Annotated in this window: 1 protein-coding gene; it reads right to left on the reverse strand. The window is 63.2% G+C overall.

Annotated elements, in window-relative coordinates; translation table 11 throughout:
- Positions 1–24: 24 nt before the first annotated feature.
- Positions 25–242, reverse strand: a 218-nt coding sequence (locus C6W92_RS17580; protein WP_164989306.1) for a transposase, incomplete at its 5' end; no start/stop codon positions are given.

The following is a 242-nucleotide window of genomic DNA, read 5'->3' on the forward strand; positions in this document are numbered from 1 at the left end:
GAGATTGGTGAGGGAGCCGGGTTATCAGCCGTATCTCGCCTTGAAGCCTGCGCCTTTCCACAGGTTCCAGCCAATGGCCGCAAGACGGGTCAGGACTTGCATTTTGGCACCCCCCAGGAACCGGGTTCGGCGCAGGCCCCAGTGCCGCTTCCAGTGGCCAAAAATCGCCTCCACCCGCCCGCGTGTGACGCCGATTTCAACGTTCCGGGCACGCTCCTGTGGCGTCAGTTTGCGCCTGCGAA

The organism is Roseovarius sp. A46, from assembly GCF_004126395.1.
GTDB lineage: Bacteria > Pseudomonadota > Alphaproteobacteria > Rhodobacterales > Rhodobacteraceae > Roseovarius > Roseovarius nitratireducens.